19 protein-coding genes are annotated in these 20337 nt (G+C 62.4%); 6 read left to right on the top strand and 13 right to left on the bottom strand.

Features of this window, described 5'->3' with window-relative positions; all coding sequences use genetic code 11:
* The first annotated feature begins 660 nt into the window (after positions 1–660).
* Together AABE10_RS01445 and AABE10_RS01440 are read left to right on the top strand one after the other, a co-directional pair.
* Positions 661–2967, top strand: a complete 2307-nt coding sequence (locus AABE10_RS01445; protein WP_342931518.1) for a xanthine dehydrogenase family protein molybdopterin-binding subunit — start codon at positions 661–663, stop codon at positions 2965–2967.
* Positions 2955–3437, top strand: a complete 483-nt coding sequence (locus tag AABE10_RS01440) for a (2Fe-2S)-binding protein (RefSeq protein ID WP_090863999.1) — start codon at positions 2955–2957, stop codon at positions 3435–3437. The genes AABE10_RS01445 and AABE10_RS01440 overlap by 13 nt, the downstream gene beginning before the upstream one ends.
* Before the next feature lie 21 nt (positions 3438–3458).
* On the opposite strand, the gene AABE10_RS01435 is transcribed toward AABE10_RS01440, so the two are convergent.
* The gene (locus AABE10_RS01435) at positions 3459–3812 is read right to left on the bottom strand and encodes a BON domain-containing protein (protein WP_342931517.1); all 354 of its coding nucleotides are present in this window, start codon (positions 3810–3812) and stop codon (positions 3459–3461) included.
* A gap of 216 nt (positions 3813–4028) precedes the next feature.
* Between AABE10_RS01435 and AABE10_RS01430 the strand changes: the two genes are divergently transcribed.
* On the top strand, positions 4029–5201 hold the full coding sequence (locus tag AABE10_RS01430) for a 4-hydroxybenzoate 3-monooxygenase (protein ID WP_342931516.1): 1173 nt from the start codon (positions 4029–4031) through the stop codon (positions 5199–5201).
* A 27-nt stretch (positions 5202–5228) separates the two neighbouring features.
* Here the strand turns inward: AABE10_RS01430 and AABE10_RS01425 are convergent, their stop codons facing one another.
* The 7 genes from AABE10_RS01425 to sapR are packed head-to-tail and all read right to left on the bottom strand — an operon-like array spanning position 5229 to position 12068.
* Entirely contained in the window at positions 5229–5996 is a 768-nt protein-coding gene (locus tag AABE10_RS01425; RefSeq protein ID WP_342931515.1) for an ABC transporter ATP-binding protein, read from the bottom strand.
* Positions 5993–6874, bottom strand: coding sequence for an ABC transporter ATP-binding protein (locus tag AABE10_RS01420; protein WP_342931514.1), 882 nt, complete (start codon positions 6872–6874; stop codon positions 5993–5995). The genes AABE10_RS01425 and AABE10_RS01420 overlap by 4 nt, the downstream gene beginning before the upstream one ends.
* Position 6875: 1 nt before the next feature.
* The gene (gene nikC / locus AABE10_RS01415) at positions 6876–7790 is read right to left on the bottom strand and encodes a nickel transporter permease (RefSeq protein ID WP_342932227.1); all 915 of its coding nucleotides are present in this window, start codon (positions 7788–7790) and stop codon (positions 6876–6878) included.
* 58 nt (positions 7791–7848) lie between these two features.
* Positions 7849–8919, bottom strand: a complete 1071-nt coding sequence (locus AABE10_RS01410) for an ABC transporter permease (RefSeq protein WP_342931513.1) — start codon at positions 8917–8919, stop codon at positions 7849–7851.
* A gap of 22 nt (positions 8920–8941) precedes the next feature.
* Positions 8942–10549 carry an ABC transporter substrate-binding protein gene (locus AABE10_RS01405; RefSeq protein ID WP_342931512.1) on the bottom strand — a complete coding sequence of 536 codons (1608 nt, stop codon included), beginning with the start codon at positions 10547–10549 and terminating at the stop codon, positions 8942–8944.
* A 56-nt stretch (positions 10550–10605) separates the two neighbouring features.
* Complete coding sequence (gene ddpX, locus AABE10_RS01400; protein WP_342931511.1) at positions 10606–11172, bottom strand: D-alanyl-D-alanine dipeptidase; 567 nt, start codon at positions 11170–11172, stop codon at positions 10606–10608.
* A 5-nt stretch (positions 11173–11177) separates the two neighbouring features.
* Complete coding sequence (gene sapR, locus AABE10_RS01395; protein ID WP_342931510.1) at positions 11178–12068, bottom strand: sap1 transcriptional regulator SapR; 891 nt, start codon at positions 12066–12068, stop codon at positions 11178–11180.
* 465 nt (positions 12069–12533) lie between these two features.
* On the opposite strand from sapR, the gene AABE10_RS01390 reads away from it, so the two are divergent.
* Positions 12534–13997 carry a catalase gene (locus AABE10_RS01390; protein WP_342931509.1) on the top strand — a complete coding sequence of 488 codons (1464 nt, stop codon included), beginning with the start codon at positions 12534–12536 and terminating at the stop codon, positions 13995–13997.
* A gap of 130 nt (positions 13998–14127) precedes the next feature.
* On the opposite strand, the gene AABE10_RS01385 is transcribed toward AABE10_RS01390, so the two are convergent.
* Positions 14128–14616 (bottom strand): GAF domain-containing protein, encoded by a 489-nt coding sequence (locus AABE10_RS01385; protein WP_342931508.1) that lies wholly within the window; start codon positions 14614–14616, stop codon positions 14128–14130.
* Positions 14617–14688: 72 nt separating this feature from the next.
* The gene (locus tag AABE10_RS01380; protein ID WP_342931507.1) at positions 14689–15360 is read right to left on the bottom strand and encodes a nitroreductase; all 672 of its coding nucleotides are present in this window, start codon (positions 15358–15360) and stop codon (positions 14689–14691) included.
* 182 nt (positions 15361–15542) lie between these two features.
* On the opposite strand from AABE10_RS01380, the gene AABE10_RS01375 reads away from it, so the two are divergent.
* Complete coding sequence (locus AABE10_RS01375) at positions 15543–16157, top strand: hypothetical protein (protein ID WP_342931506.1); 615 nt, start codon at positions 15543–15545, stop codon at positions 16155–16157.
* 63 nt (positions 16158–16220) lie between these two features.
* On the opposite strand, the gene AABE10_RS01370 is transcribed toward AABE10_RS01375, so the two are convergent.
* Entirely contained in the window at positions 16221–16979 is a 759-nt protein-coding gene (locus tag AABE10_RS01370; protein WP_342931505.1) for a sulfite exporter TauE/SafE family protein, read from the bottom strand.
* A gap of 75 nt (positions 16980–17054) precedes the next feature.
* On the opposite strand from AABE10_RS01370, the gene AABE10_RS01365 reads away from it, so the two are divergent.
* Positions 17055–17957, top strand: a complete 903-nt coding sequence (locus tag AABE10_RS01365; protein WP_342931504.1) for a LysR family transcriptional regulator — start codon at positions 17055–17057, stop codon at positions 17955–17957.
* Between the two features lie 53 nt (positions 17958–18010).
* Here AABE10_RS01365 and AABE10_RS01360 read toward each other — a convergent pair whose 3' ends face one another.
* Together AABE10_RS01360 and AABE10_RS01355 are read right to left on the bottom strand one after the other, a co-directional pair.
* Positions 18011–19570 carry a phospholipase D family protein gene (locus AABE10_RS01360; RefSeq protein ID WP_342931503.1) on the bottom strand — a complete coding sequence of 520 codons (1560 nt, stop codon included), beginning with the start codon at positions 19568–19570 and terminating at the stop codon, positions 18011–18013.
* Positions 19571–19682: 112 nt separating this feature from the next.
* Positions 19683–20150 carry a response regulator gene (locus tag AABE10_RS01355; RefSeq protein ID WP_342931502.1) on the bottom strand — a complete coding sequence of 156 codons (468 nt, stop codon included), beginning with the start codon at positions 20148–20150 and terminating at the stop codon, positions 19683–19685.
* Positions 20151–20337 lie beyond the last annotated feature (187 nt).

The raw sequence follows: 20337 nt of genomic DNA, 5'->3' as shown, positions 1-20337 counted from the left end.
ACGCCCTTTATAGCGAATGAAGCGCGGCGACTGTGGATGAACGACAGTCGCCGCGCTTGCGTTGGAGCGCGCGGGTGTGTCCCGCATCTTCGATTATTGTTGCGGCTGCAATGGCCGCATAAGCTGTGCGTCTTTAGTGAAAAACCAGATACAGAATCACGAGGACGATAAGCGGCACACCTAGCAACCAACCGATCAGATAAGGCATCTCTTTTCTCCCTGTGCGACTGCCGAGACCAGGCGGTCGTCGTGACACAGCGCCTGACATAGATCGACGCAAGCGATATGCCACTGGATTGGATTGCGTTGCAGCATGGCGTCGTATCCGCGCTAAAGCCCTGATACGGCTTGATTCGAGCGCTCCTTCATGGGCATTCCGCATGCGTGCGTTTTGCGCATTGCGTTCGCGTCGCAAAGTCCGGCAATGCGGGTTTTTCCGCACTGTCGCAATCTTTTCAGGCTCTATTGGCTTTTCATCAATTGCGGCGCAATCCGGCGAATGCGCACTAATATGATCTTTGACCGGATTGAATTGACGCTTTCGAACAGGTAATAGAAGTATGCAGCGGCGCATCGTCGGCGAATGAATTGACTGCTTTCAGTTGAGCCGCGACCGGTGCGTTTTACTGGTGTCCGTGCTGTATTCCTCTGAGAGATGCCATGCTGAAGCGTCGGACCTTCCTGCTGGGCGGTGCGGGCGCAGTCGGCGCGCTGATCGTCGGATGGTCGGTGCTGCCGCCGCGTCAGCGAATCGTCGCATCGGCGCCCTTGCCCGTGCGGCCGGGCGAATCGGCGCTCAACGGCTACGTGAAGATCGCCAGCGACGACACCGTCACCGTGATGATGTGCCGGGCCGAGATGGGACAGGGCGTGCACACGGGGCTCGCGATGCTGGTGGCCGAGGAACTCGATGCGGACTGGCGCGACATTCGCGTGGCCCATGCGCCGATCGACGGCATCTACAACAACGTCGAGAGCGTCGTCGGCGATCTGCCGTTTCGTCCCGACGATGACGGCGTCATCAAGGAACTCACCGTGTGGCTCGCGCGCAAGCTCGCGCGCGATTTCGGCACGTCGATGACGGGCGGCTCGTCGACCATCAACGATCTCTGGCAACCGATGCGCGAGGCGGGCGCGTGCGCGCGCGCGATGCTGATCGGCGCGGCAGCCGAAATCTGGAACGTGAAGGCGTCGGAGTGCCGCGTCGAAAAGGGCAAGGTGCTGCACGGCTCGGGGCGTAGCGCATCGTTCGGGCAACTCGCTGCCGGAGCCGCGCGCCAGCCGCTGCCGCGCAAGCCCGTTCTGAAAGAGCCGGACACCTTCAGGCTGATCGGCAAGCCGCTCACGCGTATCGAAGCGCCCTCGAAGATGGACGGCAGCGCGCGCTTCGGCATCGACGTGCTGCCGGATGGCCTGCTCTACGCGAGCATTGCGATGTGTCCGACACTCGGCGGCACGGTGCGCAAGTTCGACGGCTCGGTGGCGGCGGCGCTGCCGGGCGTGCAACGCGTATTTGCCGTCGACGCGTACAACGGCGGCACGGGCGGCGTCGCTGTGATCGCGGACAACATGTTCGTCGCGATGAATGCGCTCGACGTGCTGTCGATCGAATGGAACGACGGCGCGACGAAAGGGTTGAACAACGCGGCTGTGGTGGAGCGTCTGTCGCAGGCGCTCGATGAAAGCGACGGCCACGCGTGGTACAGCCACGGCGACGTCGATTCTGCGCTGGACCGCGCCGCGCACACCGTCATGGCCGAGTATCACGTGCCCTATCTCGCGCATGCGGCGCTCGAGCCCGTGAACTGCACTGCGCAAATCAGGAACGGCACGGCAACGGTTTGGGCCGCGACTCAGGTGCCCGCCGTCGCGCGCATGCATGTCGCGAAGCTGCTGGGCATCGACGCAGGGCAGGTCGATTTGCAGCAGCAACTGATAGGCGGCGCGTTCGGACGCAGGCTCGAAGTTGACTTCATCGTGCAAGCGGTGGCGATTGCGCGCGAAGCCAACGGACGCCCTGTGCAAACGCTGTGGACGCGTCCGCAGGACATGCGCCACGACTTCTATCGGCCGGCCTGCCTGTCGCGCTTCAAGGCGGCACTCGATGCGCAGGGCCAACTGATTGGGTGGCACAACGCATCGGTGAGCCAATCGATCGTCATGACGTGGATGGCGCGCAATTACCACATCCCCGACATCGGCCTCAATCTGGACAAGACCGTTTCCGAAGGTGCGTTCGATCAGCCTTATGAAATGCCGAACGTCTGGATCGGGCAACGCACGATCGATTTGCCGATGCCTGTCGGCTTCTGGCGCTCCGTCGGGCATTCGCATCAGGCGTTTTTCATCGAGAGCTTTATCGACGAAGTGGCCGCCGCCGCGCACAAAGACCCGGTCGCGTTTCGCGCGAGTCTTCTGACGCGGCATCCGCGGCATCTGGCCGTGCTGCAGAAAGTGGCCAGCATGTCCGGATGGCGCGCGCCCCTCGCATGGTCCGACAACGGCATCCGGCATGCGCGCGGCGTTGCACTGCATGAAGCATTCGGCAGCGTGGTCGCGCAGGTCGTCGATGTGTCGATGGAAGCGGGCAATGCGTTGAAGGTAAACCGCGTGTTTTGCGCGATCGATTGCGGCTTGCCCGTCAATCCGAATCTGATCAGGCAGCAGGTGGAAGGTGCGATCGTGTTCGGCCTTTCCGCTGCGCTCAAGGAAGAAATCACGCTCGACGACGGCGCAGTGGTCGAAAGCCTTTACAGCGAATTCGATGTCGTGCGCATGGACGAATGCCCCGATATCTGCGTCGAGATCATGCCGTCCAAAGGGCATCCACAGGGTGTCGGTGAAGTCGCGCTGCCGCCCATCGCGCCCGCCGTCGCCAATGCGCTGTTCGCGCTGACGGGCATGCGCTTTCGCACGTTGCCGTTCAAGGTGAAGCTGTACTCGGGGAGTGCAACATGCTCAAGCTGAATATCAACGGCAAGACGGTCGACGTGTATTCCGATCCCACTACGCCGCTGCTCTGGGTCTTGCGTTGCGAACTGAAGATGACGGGCACGAAGTTCGGTTGCGGCGTCGGTGTGTGTGGCGCGTGTACCGTGCTCGTCGGCAAGGAAGCGAAGACCTCTTGCCAGGAAAAGCTCTCCGATATCGGCGCCAATGACGTTACGACAATCGAAGGATTGCGCGGACTGCAAGCGCGTGCGCTGAAAGAAGCGTGGACGCGTATCGATGTCGTGCAATGCGGCTACTGCCAGAGCGCGCAACTGATGGCTGCGAGCGCGCTGATTCTCAACAATCCGCATCCGAACGCGAAGGATATCGACTGCGCGATGCACGGCATCATTTGCCGTTGCGGCACTTATCCGCGCATCAGGCAGGCGATTCTCGAAGCAACGGGGCAAGTCAGGAGCAATGCCAGTCCGTGCGAGAAGGGCTAAGAGACGGGGCTAAAAGAACGGCTAATACCCTTTGTTGTAGAGCGTCAGATGGTTGCTCACCGACGCCACGCCCGGCACACCCTTCGTCACGTCGGCCGCCTGCTGGATCTGCGGACCATCGGGCACGCTGCCCGATAACGTGATCACTCCGTCGCGTGCCTTCACATACACATTCGACACGTTGAAATTGGGCGCTTTCGCCAACGCCTTGCGTACATCGCGAGCCAGCTTTTTGTCCGCCGGCGTCGCCTTGCCTGAATGCGCGGCCGGACTCGACGCCATCGACATGCTATCGCTGGCCTGTGCGTGGACGTTCGGCACCGACGTCATGCAACCCACGGCGACAAGCAGCGTCACGACATTGCGTGTTTTCATGATTGCCCTCTATTCGGCTTGGCAGATCGTGAGTCAAAGATAGTCAACATTCCGCTTCCGATAAAGCCGCTCATACGAATAAGGGGAAACCCGCAGTTATTGATTATCGCGAACGGAGATATCGCTTATTCGCGCTATTGCGTTGCTCGATAAAAGCATGGCCTGCACACTTTGACGCAAATCAAGACATCACGCACTCGTATTCAGGAGACACATATGCGTACGCAAGTCGGCATCATCGGCGCGGGTCCTGCTGGACTGCTTCTCTCTCATCTTCTCCATTTGCAAGGCATCGATTCCGTCGTGCTCGAATCGCGTAGCCGCGAGCAGATCGAATCGACGATACGCGCGGGCGTGCTCGAACAGGGCACGGTGGACCTGCTCACGGAAACGGGCGTCGGCGAGCGTATGAAAGCACAGGGGGCGCTGCATCACGGCTTCGAACTCGCTTTCGAAGGCAAGCGCCGGCGCCTCGATCTCACTGGATTGACGGGCAAATCCATTACCGTCTATGCGCAGCACGAAGTCATCAAGGACCTGGTTGCCGCGCGCATCGCCGCGCAAGGCGCACTGCATTTCGAAGTGTCGGACGTATCGCTGCATGACATCGAAAGCAGCAAGCCTAGTGTTCGCTACCGTCATGAGGGCGAAGCCCGCGAACTGCATTGCGATTTCATCATTGGATGCGACGGTGCGCAGGGCGTCTCGCGCAATTCGATTCCCGAAGCGCTGCGCCGCGATTATCAGCGCGTTTATCCGTTTGCGTGGTTCGGCATTCTCGTCGAAGCGCCGCCCACATCCGATGAACTGATCTATGCGCGTCATGAACGCGGCTTCGCGCTCGTCAGCACGCGTTCGCACGACGTGCAGCGCATGTACTTTCAATGCGATCCGCAGGACACCGTCGACCACTGGTCCGACGACCGCATCTGGGCGGAAATGCATGCACGTGTCGATTCGGACGAGGGGCACAAGGTAATCGAAGGCAAGATCTTCCGGAAGAACATTATCGGCATGCGCAGTTTCGTCTCGACGACGATGCAGCACGGCCGGCTGTTCCTGGCCGGCGACGCCGCGCACATCGTGCCGCCGACGGGCGCGAAGGGCCTCAATCTCGCGGTCTCCGACGTGCGCGTGCTGTCGGAAGCACTGCGCGGGTTCTACAAGGAAGACCGCACCGATCTGCTCGACCGCTATGGTGAAACGGCGCTCAAGCGCATCTGGCGCGCCGAGCATTTCTCGTACTGGATGACGCGCATGATGCACCGCCTCGACGATGCATCGTCGTTCGAGCAGCAGTTGCAAGTCGCGGAACTCGAGTACGTGACGACTTCGCGCAGTGCCGCAATGTCGATGGCCGAGAATTATGTCGGCACGGCACCCGTATGAGCGGCGCAGGTTGAGTGAGAAGAACGTTCAGCCTTCCGTGTCGATGCCCAGCGCCTCGATGGCTTTGCGTTGATAACCACCCGTCGCAAGCAGCAGGCTGCACGAATACTCGTTGTCGACCTGCTGCGCGCGAATTCGCCCGATGCCGAGTTCTTCGACGATTTCGCCGTTGCGCATGATGGCGACGCGCGAGCATAGAAAGCCCACGACAGCGAGATTGTGGCTCACGAGAATCATCGTCAGATCGCGCTCGCGATGCAGGCGCTTGAGCAGATTCAGTATCTCCGCTTGCACGGAGACGTCGAGCGCCGACGTCGGCTCGTCGAGAAGCAGCACACGCGGCTCGACGATCAGCGCACGCGCAATCGCCACACGCTGACGTTGACCGCCCGACAACTGATGCGGATAGCGAAAGCGAAACGACGCATTCAGTCCCACTTCGCGCAGCGCATCGAGGATACGTTCTTCGTGCTGTCCGATTCCGTTGATGCGCAACGGCTCACGCAGCGTCTGGTCCACGGTGAAGCGCGGATGCAGCGAGCCGTACGGGTCCTGAAACACCATCTGCACGTCGCGCTTTTGCGTGTGTTCGCCTTGCTGCGCGATGCGAACAGTGCCTTGCGCGATGGGCGAAAGTCCGCTCAACGCGCGAAGAATGGTCGACTTGCCTGAGCCCGATTCGCCGACAAGCCCGAACACTTCGCCGCGCGCAACATGAAAGCCCGCGTTGCGCACGGCGTCGACGCTGCCCGCCGCCGTCTTGAAGCGCACAGTCAATGCATCGACGTCGATCATGCGGATGCTCCTTGCGCATCGTCGAGCCATGCGGGGTCGCGCGACAGAACGGGCAATTCGGCGGGTGGATCGGCAAGCGGCGGATTGGCAGCGAGCAGACCACGCGTGTACGGATGTTGCGCATGCGCGAGATCGCGCGCCGCGCACGTTTCGACGACACGCCCCGCATACATCACGACGACGCGATCGCAAAACGACATCACGAGCGGCAGATCGTGGCTGATAAAGATGAGGCCAGTATCATGTTTCGCGATCATCTCGTCGAGCACCGCGAGCACCTGCATCGACACCAGCACGTCGAGCGCGCTGGTCGGCTCGTCGGCGATCAGCAGGCGCGGTCCCGTCGACACCATCATCGCGATCATCACGCGTTGCCCCATGCCGCCCGAAAGCTCATGCGGATACGAATCCGCGACGCGCTCGGGATTGCGGATATGCACCGCATCGAGCGCCGCGATGATTTTTTCGCGCATCGCGCGACGGCTGAGCTTCGGGTCGTGCAGCGCGAACGCTTCGCGCATTTGCTGCGCGACGGTCATCACCGGGTTCAGCGAGTACTTCGGGTCTTGCAGGATCATGCCCATTTGCTGACCGCACAACTGGCGGCGCCTGTCGGCGCGCATGGTCAGCAGATCGTGTCCGTCGAAGCGCAGCGTTTTCGCCGTGCAGTGCGCGGCAGGCGGCAGCAGCCCGAGCAGCGCGCGGCCCGTCAGCGATTTACCTGAACCGGATTCGCCGACGATGCCCAGGCGCTCGCCCTTGTGCAGGCTCAGCGAGAGTCCGCGTACCGCTTCGTTCAGCGTGCCGTCGTGCGTGCGAAACGCGACGCGCAGATCGTCGATTTCGCACAGCGGGGAGGACGTTTCGTTCGTGCGCATGTCAGTCTCCGTGACGCGGATCGAACACGTCGCGCAGCCCGTCGCCGAGCAGATTGAATGCGAGGCTCACGAGCAGGATCGCAAAGCCCGGTATCGTCGCGACCCACCAAGCGTCGAGCAGCACGTTGCGGCCCGACGCGACCATGAAGCCCCATTCGGGACTGGGCGGTTGCGCGCCGAGCCCCAGAAAGCCGAGACCCGCGACGGTCAGGATAATGCCCGCCATGTCGAGCGTCGCGCGCACGATCACCGACGACGAACACAGCGGCACGATATAGCGCAGCAGAATGCGCAGATTCGATGCGCCTTGCAGGCGCGCCACATGAATGAAGTCCGCTTGCACGAGCCTCAACGTTTCGGCGCGCGCGAGACGCGCGTACGCGGGCCACGCAGTAATCGAAATCGCGATCACCGCGTTGAACACGCCGGGTCCGAGTGCTGCTGCAAAAGCGAGCGCGAGCACGATCTTCGGAAACGCGAGCGCAATATCGGTCACACGCATCAGCACGTTATCGACCCAGCCGCCGAAGAAGCCCGCCGTCGTACCGATCAACAAGCCGATCGGCACGACGACTATGACGACGAGAATCGCAATCGACAGCGTGAGCCGTGATCCATAGATCACGCGCGAGAGAATGTCGCGGCCGAGCTGATCGGTGCCGAGCCAGTGAGAGGCCGAACCGGGCGGCAGCAGGCGATCCGACAAGACCTGCCGAAGCGGATCATGCGGCGCGATCCACGGTCCGACGATGGCGGCGATCATGAGTAGCGCGAGGATCGACAGGCCGAATACGGAGAGCGGATTGCCCGCGAAGCGCCGCCAGCGCCGATACGCGAGACCGAGCGCCGCCTGTCTGCGCGAAGCGGGCGTGTCGGTCAGCAGCCACGCTCTGAGCGTCGGGCGAGGCGCGTTCATCGGCCAGTCCTGCTTCGAGCGGTCAACAGTGGGACGCACGTGGAAGTTCTCCGTTGCATCAGCGGGCGCGCGGATCGAACACGCGATAGAGCGCATCCGTCAGCAGGTTCAACGCAATGAATGTGATGCCGATCACGAGCGTGCTGCCGAGCACGGCGTTCATGTCGGCGTTGAGCAGGGCGCCCGTCAGATACGAGCCGATGCCCGGCCACGCGAATACGATTTCGGTCAGCACCGAGCCTTCCAGCAGAAAGCTGTACGAGAGCGCAATCACCGTCAGCAGCGGCACTGCGATGTTCCCGAACGCATGCACCCACACCACGCGACGCTCGGAAAGACCTTTCGCGCGTGCCGTCGTGATGTACTCCTGGTTCAACTGGTCGAGCATGAACGAGCGCGTCATACGGCTCAGATAGGCGACCGAGTAGTATCCCAGGATCGCAGCGGGCAATGCGATGTGCGACAGCGCATTGAAGAACACATCCCATTCGCCCGCGATCAGCGAATCGATCAGCAGGCTTCCTGTGTGCGTGTCCACCATGCCGTCGAACACAGGATCGATTCGTCCCGGTCCCGACACCCAATGCAGCTTCGCGTAGAAGAGCAGCAGCCCCATCAGGCCGAGCCAGAATACGGGCACGGAACTGCCGATAAGCCCGATGAAACGCGCGACGTGATCGATCCAGCGATTGTGCCGCGTGGCGGCAATCACGCCGAGCGGCACGCCGACCAGTACGCCGATGATCGTCGACAGCGTCGCGAGTTCTAGTGTTGCGGGAAACACGCGCTTGATATCGTCGATCACCGGGTTTGCCGTCAGCAGCGATACGCCCAGATCGCCGTGCAGCACCGCGCGCACGTAGATAAAGAACTGCACGGCGAGCGGCTTGTCGAGCCCGAGCTGGATGCGCGCTGCCGCATACGCGCTCGCCGATGCGCGATCGCCGAGTATCGCGAGCACCGGGTCGATGGGCACCTTGCGGCCGATCACGAAGGTCACGGCCAGCAGGCCCGTGAACGTGATGGCGAGCGTGAGCGCCCAGCGCAGCACGCGCAGCGTCCAGCGCACGCTCGCGCTGCGCGCGGACGCAGCGCGAATGCGATCGATCGGAGTGAGCGTAGTCGACATGTAGATGAAGTGTCGCGTGCGCTTACTGCTTCTTCACATGCAGATACGACACAAGGTCGTTGATCGGACCGACTTCGAGACCCGATACGCCCGGACGCATCGCCACCTGCGACACCTGCTGGAACATGATGACGAACGGCGATTTCGCGAGCATTTCCTTTTGCATCGTTTGATAGAGCTGCGCGCGCTTCGTCGTCGACGATTCGGCGAGCGCGGCGTTGGTCTCTTTCGTCAGATCGGGAATGTCCCACGAATTGCGCCACGCGAGCATCTTGTACGAGGACTTGTCGGAGTTGTCCGGGTTCCACGCATAGCCTTGCGCGTTGCTGTGCGGGTCAATGTAATCCGCCGACCATTCGCCGATATAGATATCGTGCTGGCGCGCGCGATACTTCGCGAGCGTCTGCTTGTTGTCGCCCGGAATGATCTCGACCTTGATGCCGCCTTGCGCGAGATTCGCCTGCACCGCTTGTGCGATTTCGTTGTACGGGTAAGCGCTGCGCACATCCATCGTCACGTTGAAGCCGTTCGGCAAGCCCGCTTTCGCGAGCAACGCCTTCGCTTTCGCGACGTCCTGGTGATACGGATTGGTATTCAACGCGCCGAGGAAGCCTTCGGGCAGGAACGTCTGATGAACCTTGAACGTGCTCTTCGTCACGTTCTTCTGGATGCCGTCGTAGTCGATCAGCCACTTCATCGCTTCCTGCACTTCCGGCTTCGCGAGATTTGCGTTCTTCACATTGAGGCCGAGATAGAGCAGCGTCGCTTGCGGCACCGACACCACCTGCACCTTGTTGGCCTTCGTGAGCGTCGCGAGATCGTCGGGGCTCAGATTGCGCGCGACATCCGCGTCACCGTTTTCGAGCAGCAGACGCTGGCTCGACGCTTCGGGCACGTGGCGCATCACGATCCGCTTCATCGCGAGCGGCAGGCGATAGCCGTCGTATTTCTGCAAGATGATGCTGTCGTTCGCCGTCCATTTGACGAGCTTGTACGCGCCCGAGCCCGCTTCGTTCGTGCGCAGCCATTCGTTGCCGAAGTCGTTGCCCTTCTGATGCGACATCAACAGCTTCTTGTCGACGACCGACGCGGGCCACGCGCCCAGCACGTTCAGCACGAATGTGGGCGCGTATTTCTGGTCGGTCGTGATGCTGACGGTCGAGTCGTCGATCTTCTTGACGTTTTGCAGCGCGTTGTCCTTCGTCAGGCCAATGCCTTGCAGCACGGCGGCCGCGCCCTTGTCGAGCAGCACGCAGCGCTGGATCGACCACGCGACGTCGTCGGCCGTCAGCGGATTGCCCGAATGGAACTTGAGGCCGGGACGAATCTTGAACGTGAACGTGAGTCCGTCGGGGCTGACCGTCCACGATTGCGCGACGTCGCCATTGAATTTCGACGGGTCTTTCAGATCGACGCGCACCAGACGGTCATAGGTATTCGCGACGTACTCCTCGGGCACCAGCTCGTAGACTTCTCCCGGATCGAGCGTCGAGAATTCGTCGAGCGTGGTGGCGATCACCAGCATGTCTTTCGGTGTCGCCGCAAATGCGGTGCTTGTTGTCGTCATCGTAAGCGTCAGTGCGGATACGACCGCGACTGCCGCCAGCGCATTGCGCAAAACCAGATTCATACTCGCTCCGTATCGAGAGGAAGTGCGGTGAGAAATCTGCAAATAAGCCTTTGTGATTACATCAATTTCAAAGGGCCGCTTTCGCTGTTGTCGATCACGGGCAGCGCGCGCGACCCCGGCAATTCGTAATGCCACCACTCGCTCGGAATATGCGTGAAGCCCGCCGCATGCATGATGCCGAGCAACAGCAGCCGATTGCGCTGCACGTGCTGTGGCAGGCCCTGGTGGAAGTGCTCTGACTCCTTGACCATCGCGTCGAAACCTGTGCCCATGTCGAGCGGCTCGCCGTTGCCGTCCATCAAGGTCAGATCGAGCGCGGTGCCGCGGCTATGGTTCGAGCCTCGTCCAAGCTCGGCGATATAGGTTGGATCGGGAAGAAAGTCCCACAACACCTGCTGCGCTTGCGGCGGACGATACGCATCGAAAATGCGCAGCTTCATGCCGATGCTCGCGGCGAGTTCGACGGCCTTGCGCAAGCCTGCTTCGGCGGGCGCGAGCAACAGGCAGTGCGCTTGCTTGTAGATCGCCTTGCCGGTGAAATTGCGGTCGGTCGCATAGGCGAGGTCGATGTCGACCGCGTGCGTTTCCTGCGTGATATGAATCAGTCGAGGTTTGTCGGTCATGAGAGTCAAAGGTCGAATTGATCGAGTTCACGCTGCAACTCGCGGTTGCGCGCGACGCGTTCGTCGATGGCAGAACCCAGCCGTTCGACGATCGACGTAATCAGCAGATTGAAGAGGCACGTAAGCGGTGCGAGCGAATCCCAGAACTGGCCGACATCCGTTTTCACCTGCAGCAGATCGCAAGCGAAGTCGCGGGCCCACGGACAATAAAGATCGGTGACGAGCGCAAATGGCAATTCGCGCCGCGCGGCCGCTTCGCAATAGCGGCGTGCGATGCGCGAATAGGCGCGCGTGTCGGTGACGATCAGATAAGGCGATGCGAACTCCGAATTCAGCGAATCGACATACGAGCCCGACATGCCGTCGGAGTAGAACACGCGCGGCCGCAGATATTCGAGGTAGCTGTAGAACGCGTTCGAAATACCGCGCGTGGATTGAATGCCGAGAATAAAGACGGCATCGGCCGTGGCGACGCGCTGCGCGACGCGCGCGAAGGTTTCGCATTGCGCAAGCTGGTACACGTAGCCGATTGCATCGACTTCGAGATCGAGCGAACGGGCGAGCGCGGTGTCGCGCGTGGGATCACCGTTGGTATGGGCGTTTGCGCTGTCGTGGTGGCGCTCGCTGCGCCACGCGTCGAGCCGGTCGGTGATGAACCACGGCCGCGCTTGCGCGCCGCGCAACTCGCGCTTCAGATCGTCGAGATTGCGATAGCCGACGCTTCGCAAAAAGCGTCCGACGGAAATGCCGCTCGTGCCCGTCTGCTGCGCAATCTGGTCCGCCGTCTCCAGGCCGAGGCGCTCCAGATTCGCCAGCATGTAACTGGCGATGCGCTTCGCCGTGGGCGTGAGCGTCGCGAAACTCGCTTCGACTGTGTGGGCGAACGCGGTGGACATCGAGTTGTCTTCCGGGTTTTGTTCTGTGTCTTGTCGGTTAGTTATCTGTCACTGCTCGGCGAGCTGGTATGTATATGACAAGGACAATAAAGCGAGTGCTAACTTAAATTTTTAATCGGATTTAAAGAGCCAATAGAAAAAGCGATGCAACTGCGCGTTGAATGTCATTCTTCTGTCACGCGTTCTCGTCAGCCGAATTGCACGTGCTGCATGTAGCGCGAGAATGGGCGCCCTCGTCTGCTCGCCGATCCGAATGGCGCTAACATCATCGCCGCAGCATTCGGTCGCGCGCGTCGAGCACCGCGCGATCTTCATCCCGACGTAACACGGACAGCATCGCCTCGGCATGCCGTCTGGATTTCGGTTTTGGAAGCGGCGGCGCAGCGGCCCGCTGCCCATCTAGAACTACCGTATGGTCCGGCACAACATCCGCCGGATTTTCTTATAAGTGTTGGAGGGCTGAACGTGAACAAGCTGACTACTGCCTTTGGCGCACCCGTAGTAGACAACCAGAACATTCAGACGGCGGGGCCGCGCGGCCCGGCGTTGTTGCAGGACGTGTGGTTCCTCGAAAAGCTCGCGCATTTCGACCGCGAAGTGATTCCCGAGCGCCGGATGCACGCGAAAGGCTCGGGCGCGTTTGGCACATTCACGGTCACGCACGACATCACGAAGTACACGCGGGCGAAGATCTTCTCGGACATCGGCAAGAAGACGGAACTATTCGTGCGCTTCTCGACGGTCGCGGGCGAGCGCGGCGCCGCCGATGCGGAGCGCGACATTCGCGGCTTCGCGATCAAGTTCTATACGGAAGAGGGCAACTGGGATCTCGTCGGCAACAATACGCCCGTATTCTTTTTGCGCGATCCGCTGAAATTCCCCGACCTGAATCACGCGGTCAAGCGCGATCCGCGCACGGGTCTGCGCAGCGCAGAAAACAACTGGGACTTCTGGACGCAACTGCCCGAAGCACTGCATCAGGTGACGATCGTGATGAGCGATCGCGGCATTCCGAAGTCGTTCCGTCATATGCATGGCTTCGGCAGCCATACGTTCAGCTTCATCAACGCAGCGAAAGAGCGCTACTGGGTGAAGTTCCATTTCCAGACGCAGCAGGGCATCCAGAATCTGACGGATGCAGAAGCGGCCGCGCTCGTCGGCGTGGATCGCGAGAGCTCGCATCGCGACCTGTATGAAGCGATCGAACGCAAGGAATTCCCGAAGTGGACGATGTACGTGCAATTGATGCCCGAGAAGGACGCGTCGAAGGTCGCTTATAACCCGTTCGATCTGACGAAGATCTGGCCGAAGAAAGACTATCCGCTGATCGAAGTCGGCGTGATGGAATTGAATCGCAACGCGGAGAATCATTTCGCGGATGTCGAGCAGTCCGCGTTCAATCCGGCCAACGTCGTACCGGGCATCGGCTTCTCGCCCGACAAGATGCTGCAAGGCCGGCTCTTCTCATACGGCGACGCACAGCGCTATCGCCTCGGCGTGAATCACAGCCTGATTCCCGTGAACGCGCCGAGATGTCCCGTACACAGCTATCACCGCGACGGCTTCATGCGCGTGGACGGCAACATGGGCGGCGCGACGCCGTACAACCCGAACACGCGCGGCGAATGGCTCGACCAGCCGGATTTCAGCGAGCCGCCGTTGTCGATCGAAGGCGCTGCGGATCACTGGAATCATCGCGTCGACGATGACTACTACTCGCAGCCGGGCGCGCTGTTCCGGCTGATGACGGCCGAGCAGAAGCAGGCGCTGTTCGACAATACGGCGCGCTCGCTCGCGGGTGTCTCGGAGCCGATCCAGAAGCTGCACATCGAGCATTGCACAAAGGCCGATCCCGCTTATGGGCAAGGCGTTGCGGCAGCGCTGGAGTCGGCGAAGAAGAGTAGCGCTACGCCGAATCGCGCGCTGTGAGTTGCCAGGAAATGAGCACTGCGCATCCCACGTGACGATGCGAAGAAGCGTTTAGTATCGGCGTTCCCTGAAGATCGACCGCAAGGCCGATCTTTGGGGCAGCGCCAAAGAGCCGACGCGCGCGCCCGAATCAATCAAGCGACGCAACGAAAATGCGCGCGACCTCTTCGAGCCCTTGCCGGTCATCGTCGTCGAAGCGCGCGAGCGCGGGGCTGTCGATATCCAGCACGCCGACCAGTTCGCCATTCGCCCTTTGCAGCGGAATCACGATCTCCGAACGCGAGGCCGAGTCGCACGCGATATGTTCGGGGAACGCGTCGACATCTGGCACGACTTGCGTTTCTCGCGTCTGCGCTGCGTGGCCGCATACGCCGCGGCCCATCGGAATGCGCACGCAAGCAGGCTTGCCCTGAAACGGGCCGACCACGAGCTCGCCGTCGATAGCGAAATAAAAGCCTGTCCAATTCAGTTGCGGCAGGCTGTGAAAAATCAGCGCTGACAGATTCGCCGCATTGGCGATCTGATTCGATTCGCCCTCAACGAGCGAGCGCGCCTGCGAGGCCAGTTCACGATAGAACTCGGCCTTGGGCAGCGCGGTATTGATGGTGGCTTCGAACATCGGATGCACTCACGTCTGCTTCATCGAAGCAGCCATTCTCGCATCAATGGGCGCGACGCGACGGCAAGCGTCTCAGATGCCGATGAACTCCGTGAAATCGTCGAGCGGCGTGCGCTGCGCGCGCCACTGATTGATCGCGGCGTCCGTATCTTCGTATCCGATTGCCATGCCGCTGAACAGCATGCGCTCGCCGGGCATGTCGAGAAACGCGCCGATCGTCTTCGGGTACATCGCCCAGCATTCCTGCGCGCAACTGTGCAGCCCTTCCTCACGCAACAGCAGCATCACGGACTGCATGAACATGCCGAGATCGGCCCATTGCGGCGGACCCATGCGGCGATCGACGGTGCAGAAGAGCGCAAGCGGCGCATCGAAAAACGCGAAATTGCGCGCGAACTGCGCGAGACGTCCAGGCCGGTTCTCGCGCGCGATGCCGATGCTGCGATACAGATCTTCGCCCACTGCGAACCTCCGCTCGCGATACGGCGAGTGAAGATTCGGCGGATAGACGTTGTACTCGGTTTCTTCGCCGCCCGGCGCATCCGCGATGCGCTCGCGCATGATGTGCTTGAGTCGCGCGAGCGCATCGCCCCCTACGACATGGATGTGCCACGGCTGCAGATTTCCGCCCGAAGGCGAGCGCGCGGCGGTGGCGAGCACGCGGCGGATCACGTCGGGCGCGACGGGGTCGGGCAAAAACTGGCGCACCGATTTGCGGCTGGTGACTGCATCACTGACGTTCAAGCTTTTTCTCCATGAGCCGTGGCCAAGGACATATGCCGATGATACAGGCGACGATGCGCGCGTCGTGCTAAAGCTTCCGAAAGGCAGTGCCGTTAATGGACCCAAACGCAGGGACCAAACGCAGCGACCAAACCACAACGAATACATACGCAATCGCAAACGGGGAGCCGCATTTGAATACGATGAAGCTGGCAATATATGTCGCCGCGATCGCTGCACTGGCTGCGCTGGCCGGTTGCGTCACGAGCGAGCAGCAGATATCCGCCGCGCCTGCACGGCCGCGTCCCGCGGTCGTTGCGGTGCAGGCTCCGCCGCCTGCCGTCGTCGTGCGCGCGCCGGCGCCTGTCGGGCAGCCGGTGTACGTGTCCGCGCCCAGCGATGTCTACATTGCGGGCGTGATGGATCGCGACGTGGTGTTCGTCGGCGGCGACACGTATCTGTGGGTAGTGGGCACGGATGGCCGGCGTCATCGGCATTTTTACGCACATGGCGATCGCCGCGCCGAAGTCTTCCGCCGACGCGAGCATCTGCGCGCCGAGATGGCTCATCGTGGCGCTCACGCGCCGAGCCACGCGGTCGTCGCGCATCGCGACACGCATGCGCCGCATCGCCCCGAGCACCACGAACGCGCGCCGACGCGGCATCCATCGGCGGAACATCATCGTCCGCAGCCTGAAGCCGCGCACGTGGCCGAGCACCACGGCAACGATCGCGGACGGCAGCACGGCCACAACCGGCCGCCGCGCGTCGACGAGGCGCAGCAGCAGACGCCGCACCGGCAGGGGCAAGCGGGCTGAACGTCAACTGAGCATCAACTGAGCGTCACGGCGCGACGCTGCGCTGATATGCGATGGCTCGAATCACTTTCCCGAACCATACGCGCGCACGAAGAACGCGATCGTGATGCACGCCGTCAGCGTCAGCGTGCCGTAGCGAATCACGCGCGCGGGGGCGCGCCGTCCGATGTGTGCGCCGCCGTATCCGCCGAGCGTCGCGCCTACCAACATCGCGAGTGTCTCGGGCCAATGCACCGCATGCGCGACGATAAACGCGATGACGGCCATCGTGTTGGCCGCGCTCACGAGCAGCGTGCGCGGCGCGTTGAGCAGCTTCAGCTCGCGGCTGTCGAGCAGGCCCCATACGGCCATCATCATGATGCCGACTGCGCCGCCGAAATAGCCGCCATACACGCCGAGCACGAACTGGATCACGAGCACGGCCGCTCGCCCGATGTGCCAGCGCGCGCGCATCCATTCGCCGAAGCGCCGGCCGAATGCGAGCGCGAGCGTCGCGAACAGCAGCAGCCATGGCACGACGAAATCGAATGTCTTTGCAGGCGTGAGCAGCAACAGCAACGCGCCGCAAATGCCGCCGATCAGCGTCGTGACGATCATCGCGCGCAGCGACACCGAGCCGATCGGCCCGAGTCCGTCGCGATACGCCCACGCGCTCGCGAGGCCGCCGGGATAAAGGGCGACGGTGCTCGAAGCGTTCGCCTGAACCGAAGGCACGCCGGCTGCGATCAATGCGGGAAGCGTGACGAACGAGCCGCCGCCCGCCAGCGCGTTCATGCCGCCTGCGAGCAGTCCCGCGCCCGCCACAAGGAATAGTCCATTCATGCGACGCATCATAGCTGCGGCGGCTTCGCGGATACAATCGGGATTCTCCGATGCCAGTGTTCGCCCCAACCGAAGATGACGACGTCGCGTTTTGACCTTACCGATCTGCGGCTATTCCTGATGGTCGTCGAGCACGGCAGCCTTACGCGCGGCGCGCAGGCGATGCATCTCGCGCTTGCGTCGGCGAGCGAGCGCATCTCGGGCATGGAGTCCGCGCTCGGCACGCCGTTGCTCGAACGCACGCGGCGCGGCGTGCGCGCGACGCCCGCAGGCGAAGCGCTCGTGCGTCACGCGCGGCTGATCGTCGGGCAGGTCGAGCAGATGCGCGGCGAGCTGCGCAGCTACGCGACGGGCCTGAAGGGCCGCGTGCATCTGATGTCGAACACGGCGGCGCTCGCATCGTTTCTGCCCGAGCAGTTGTGCCACTTCCTGAGCGCGCATCCCGATCTGTCCGTCGACATCGACGAACGGCCGAGCGCCGACATCGTGCGCGCCGTGGCCGAAGGGCGGGCGGATCTCGGCATCGTCGCGGATATCGCCGATCTTGCCGCGCTGCAAACGCACCTGATCGCGGACGATCAACTGGTGGTCGCCGCGAGCCGCGCGCATCGCATTGCCAACAACGCGCGCGTCGCGTTCGCCGATATCGTCGACGAGGCCTTTGTCGGACTTTCCGATGCGGCGCTGGAGCGGCATCTCACGGAGCGCGCATCGCGGCTCGGGCGTCAGATGCAATACCGCGTGCGTCTGCGCAACGTCGCCGATCTGGGCCGGCTGATCGAAGCGGGCGTCGGCATCGCGATTCTGCCTGCGGCTTGCACGCAGCCGCTGCGCGACGCGAATCTCGCGATCCTGCCGTTGTCCGAAGCGTGGACGTCGCGGCGTCTGCATCTGTGCGCGCGGGACTTCGCGGCGCTCACGCCGCATGCGCATGCGCTCGCGCAACAGCTGATGACGCTCAACGCACTGCCGCGATAAACGCACTGCAGCGATAAACGCAGTGTCGAGAGCGCCGCCACACATGTGCGCCGCTACAACTGCGATTCGATCGGCAGTATGCCGAGCAGCCAGACACCCGCCTTGCGCAGCGCCGACACATCCGGCTCGCTGTCGAGCACTTTCACGGTGCCGTCGGGCGCCGTATCGATCCACACGATGCTGTCCGTGCCGTTCGGATTCGGGCGCAGTTCGAGCCGCCAGGCGATGTGGTCCAGACTCGGCTCGAGCGTATCGACGACTTGCGATGCAGCCGCTGCACTTTCGCAATACACGCCGATTTCCGTATTGAGTTCGACGGAACGCGGATCGAGATTCATCGAGCCGATAAAGAGCGTATCGCGATCGAACACATAGGTCTTTGCGTGCAGCGAGGCCTTCGACGAGCCGAACATGTGCTTCTTGTCGTCGTCGCTCTTCTCGCTCGCGACGGGCTTGAGTTCGTACAGCCGCACGCCCGCTTCGAGCAAGGCCTTGCGGTAGCGCTGATAGCCCGCGTGCACGGCGGCGACGTCGGTGGCGGCGAGCGAGTTGGTCAGCACGGTGACGCGCACGCCATCGTGCGTGAGTCCACTCAACCACGCGACGCCTTCTTTTCCGGGCACGAAATAAGGCGAGACGACGAGCATCTGATGCTCCGGTTGAAGATGGAGCGCCTTCAGTTGCGTCATCAGATGGCCTTGCGCGTTGCCCGGCGAGCGCGTGATTTTCGCGGGATCGTCATAGAGCAGCGTGGCTTTGCCCCACGAGTACTGCGTCGCGTCGTGCGAATGGATCACGTGTGTGAGCCGCGCACGCGCATTGACGACGTACGGATTGTTCTCCTCGGACGCGAGATACGCGTCGAGCTTCGCGCGAACCTCCGCAAGCGCGTTGGCGTCCGCTTTGCGGCCCATCAGGCTGGCGACGGGATACGACGCCTGCGAGTTCCAGTACAGGTCGAATGCCGTCGATACGTCGCGCACCACGGGGCCGTGCACGAGCACATCGAGGTCGCCGAATGCGACGTCGGTCGACGCGCCGAAGTACTCGTCGCCGATATTGCGTCCGCCGAGTATTGCGCCTTCGTTGTCCGCGATCATCGACTTGTTGTGCATGCGCCGATTCACGCGAAGGAACTCGGTGGCCATGCCGATCTTCTTGAACGTGCGGCTGGCGACGGGATTGAAGAGCCGTATCTGCACATTCGGATGCGAGTCGAGCGCGAGCAGCAGCTTGTCGTCGGCGTTGGTGCCGAGATCGTCGAGCAGGATGCGCACGCGCACGCCGCGATCGGCGGCGCGCAGAACGGCGGCGCCCAGCGCGCGGCCCGTCAGGTCGTCGTGCCAGATGTAGTACTGGAGATCGAGCGTGCGGTCGGCGGCTTGCGCGAGCACGAGGCGCGCGACGAGCGCATTGACGGCATCGGGCAACAGATGGAACGCGCTTTCGTCCGGGTGCTGCTGCTCTTGCCGCGTGAATGCGCTCGCAAGGCGCGTGTTCTGCGTATCGGTGACGGCATGCGTCTCGACGCGGTCCGTCTGTGGCGGCAAGCTCGCGCACGAAGTCAGCAAGGCGACGGTGAAGGCCGCGAGAAGACTTCGTAGCTCGATCATGTGCGCGCTCCGCAACGGGATGCGCGTCAGATTAGCGGGAGCGTTGGGCGGTTACAAGTGGGACAAGCAAGAGGAACAGACGGAACAGACGGAGCGCTGCCGTGGTGTGGCGTTACGAGTCGATCGATGTATCGTTCGTCGGCGCGGGACCCATCAACAGCGTCAGGATCTTCACGATCATCATCGGATCGACGGGCTTTGCGCAGACCGCGTCGAAGCCGCCGGCGCGCAGCCCGTCGAAGTTGTCGTCGGTCTCATAGGCCGTGTACGCGAGCAGCGGCACGGACGCGGTCTCGGGCGACTCGCGCAACGTCCTTGCGACGGCGAGCCCCGACACGCCCGGCATTGCGACGTCGAGCACGACGCCGTCGGGATGCCATTCGTTCGCGATTTTAAGCGCGTCGCAACCGTTGTAGGCGACGCGCGTCTCGAAGCCGGTGCTGTCGAGAAAGGCAGCCAGCGAGTCGGCCGAATCGATGAAATCGTCGACGACGAGCACGCGCGGCGGAATCGAATGCGCAGCGGCGCGCGCCGCCGTCCATACCTGATTTCGTCTTGGCCTGAAGCTCGTGCTGCGCATGCTGCCCCCTGAAAATCCGTCGCTGTCTGCGGCTGCTCGCGTGTCTTGTAAGCAGGCACAGCAACGGCCATTCCAACCTTGCATCCGGCGTGCTTTCGAACCCGCAACGCGAGCCGCCGCGCTGGCGGAAAACGCCGATTTCAGCGAGTTCGCGCGCGGTTTCGCGCTGGCTTCGGCCCCGACCTCA

The organism is Paraburkholderia diazotrophica, from assembly GCF_038900755.1.
Classification (GTDB): domain Bacteria; phylum Pseudomonadota; class Gammaproteobacteria; order Burkholderiales; family Burkholderiaceae; genus Paraburkholderia; species Paraburkholderia diazotrophica_A.
The sequence above is the reverse complement of the archived record's forward strand: the minus strand, read 5'-3'. Positions and strand labels throughout refer to the sequence as shown.